This is a genomic window from Shigella sp. FC1661 (assembly GCF_001712525.1).
GTDB lineage: Bacteria > Pseudomonadota > Gammaproteobacteria > Enterobacterales > Enterobacteriaceae > Escherichia > Escherichia coli.
On sequence record NZ_MDGW01000256.1, the window covers coordinates 1 to 2,525 of the forward strand.

Sequence of the window (2,525 nt, forward strand, 5' to 3'; positions counted from 1 at the left end):
AGTACTGCGCATACGATTACCGGGTCATACAGGAGCAGTCTGGTCTGAAAACATCAATGTCGCGTAAAGGTAACTGTTACGACAACGCTCCGATGGAAAGCTTCTGGGGAACGCTGAAAAATGAAAGCCTGAGCCACTATCGTTTTAAGAGCCGGGATGAGGCCATCTCAGTAATACGGGAATACATTGAGATTTTCTACAATCGTCAGCGTCGTCACTCTCGTCTGGGGAATATCTCCCCGGCAGCCTTCAGGATAAAATATTATCAGATGACTGCTTAGAAAAAGAACAAATGGTGGTGTCCGCTATTGCCAGTACACCTCAGTTCTGGGCCTTGCCCGTAGCAGTTATTTTTATCACCGGGCTGCACTGAAAGCCGGTGATAAATACGCCACGATACGTAAGATGCTGACAGATATCTTTAACAGTAATTACCAGAGTTATGGCTATCGTCGCCTGCATGCGATGCTCAGGCATGAGGGGGGGCGGCTATCAGAAAAGGTTGTACGCAGACTTATGGTGGAGGAACAGCTTGTCGTCAGTCGTAACCGTCGTCGTTGCTACAGCTCATATTGCGGAGAAATCGGACCGGCTCCGGATAACCTTATCGCCAGAGATTTTAAGGCGGAGCAACCTAATCAGAAATAGCTGACAGATATCACGGAGTTCCAGCTCCCTGCAGGTAAAGTCTGGCTGTCACCAGTGGTGGACTGCTTCGATGGAAAAGTTGTGAGCTGGTCTCTCAGTACACGCCCTGATGCTGAACTGGTCAACACTATGCTGGATAGCGCTGTCGAAACGTTAAATGCTGGCGAACGACCGGTGATACACAGTGACAGAGGTGGGCATTATCGCTGGCCAGGCTGGCTGGAAAGAGTGAATGCAGCAGGTCTTATTCGCTCAATGTCCCGTAAAGGATGTTCACCTGATAATGCTGCATGCGAAGGCTTTTTCGGCAGACTGAAAACGGAAATGTATTATGGGCGTAAATGGTCGGGCATCACGCCAGAAAAGTTCATGCAGCAAGTGGATGCTTACATCAGATGGTATAACGAGCGGCGTATAAAATTATCGCTGGGTGCCGTCAGCCCCAAAATGTACCGCCAACAATGCGGGCTGGAATGATAAAGCAGTCCAGGAAATCGTCCGCATCCCCCCTTCACCATTTGGATTGTCCGCTCCACCCAACATGTTGTTTCCTTAAGGTTCCTACACCACAAAGGAAACTCTCATGCTGCGCAGTGGATGGCTGACGTTGCCGACAGGCGGGAACTTCGCCAGTTCAGGCAGACACCGGAACAGCGCTTCACGCAGGAACAGGAGCATCTGCAGCCGCTGCTGGGTACGGACTTCGATATCCGTCATGTCTCCTGGGATGGCTATATCGAGGTTGGCGGGAACCGTTACAGTGTGCCGGAAAGCCTGTGTGGTCAGCTGGTATCAATACGGATCTCGCTGGATGATGAACTGCGGATCTACAGTAATGAGCAACAGGTAGCATCGCACCGTCTCTGTTCGGCTGCATACGGCTGGCAGACCGTGCCGGAGCGTCACGCTCCACTCTGGCAGCAGGCTTCGGAGCGCATGGCCGAACGGCTGGGGGAGATACAGAAACGGGTAATCACTGTCTGTGACCGGGAAGCGGATATCTGGCATTACCTGTATTATAAAGTCAGCCACGGACAGCGTGGTGCGTGCTGCACAGAATCGCCGGCTGGAAGAGGCACCCGGCAAGCTCTTCGAACTGCCGGAAGTCCTGGCAACCGCAGGAAGCCACACGCTGAATGTGATGCAAAAAGGCGGGCGGGCAGCCCGTCAGGCCCGGATGTTCATCAGTTACAGCGAAGTCAGCATAAAAAATCCCGACAACAGCGGCCAGGCGCTCCCGCTCACGTATGTCTGTTGCCGGGAGCAGGCAGAGGACGGTGCCTGCTGGCATCTGCTGACGTCAGGAAAAGCGGCGAGTGCCGCCGATGCACGACGTATTGTCAGCCATTACGAGCGACGCTGGCTGACAGAGGAATACCACAAGGCGTGGAAAAGTGGTGGTACATGGAATCGCTGCGAATGCAGACCCGGGATAACCTTGAGCGCATGGTGGTTATCCAGGCGTTTATAGCGGTACGGGTGCTGGGCCTGCGGCAGGGAGGTGTCAGTGAAGAAACACAAAATGACAGCTGTGAGAAAATACTGACGCCGACAGAGTGGAAACTACAGTGGGTTAAGCTGGAAGGAAAGCCGCTTCCGGTGCAGGCACCGACCCTGAAATGGGCCTGGGGCGATGGCATGACAGCAAACGCACAGGTCGTCCCGGTTGGGGCGTCATGTGGGATGGCTGGTCAGACTTCAGGATATGGTTGAGGGTTACCTGGTGATGAAGTCTCTTGATCAGGAGCTCTGATCAAGAGACAGCAGCTTTGGGGGGGGCCCCTATTAAGTTGTCAAGCATGTTATGACCCCTGCGGGGTATAAAAAGTCCCGTCGCGCATCATGGCGAACAGAACGTCGCAGCGTCGTCTCGCCAG

General features: G+C 53.6%; 2 protein-coding genes and 3 pseudogenes. 4 read left to right on the forward strand and 1 reads right to left on the reverse strand.

The genetic code is table 11. From position 1 onward, the window contains the following. From BFF42_RS14975 to BFF42_RS14985, 4 genes and pseudogenes are all read left to right on the forward strand, one after another. The coding region (locus BFF42_RS14975) for an integrase core domain-containing protein (RefSeq protein WP_146753334.1) at window positions 1-281 on the forward strand (281 nt) is incomplete at its 5' end. A gap of 46 nt (window positions 282-327) precedes the next feature. Beyond that, window positions 328-1,125 (forward strand): annotated as a pseudogene (locus tag BFF42_RS14980) (IS3 family transposase); the annotation flags it as partial. Between the two features lie 99 nt (window positions 1,126-1,224). After that, window positions 1,225-1,581: pseudogene (locus BFF42_RS27290) on the forward strand (Mu transposase domain-containing protein); the annotation flags it as partial. After that, window positions 1,561-2,401 (forward strand): annotated as a pseudogene (locus tag BFF42_RS14985) (IS4 family transposase); the annotation flags it as partial. The pseudogenes BFF42_RS27290 and BFF42_RS14985, both read left to right, overlap by 21 nt. A 49-nt stretch (window positions 2,402-2,450) precedes the next feature. Here BFF42_RS14985 and BFF42_RS27805 read toward each other — a convergent pair. Beyond that, on the reverse strand, window positions 2,451-2,525 hold a 75-nt coding region (locus tag BFF42_RS27805), incomplete at its 5' end, for a hypothetical protein (RefSeq protein ID WP_228365084.1).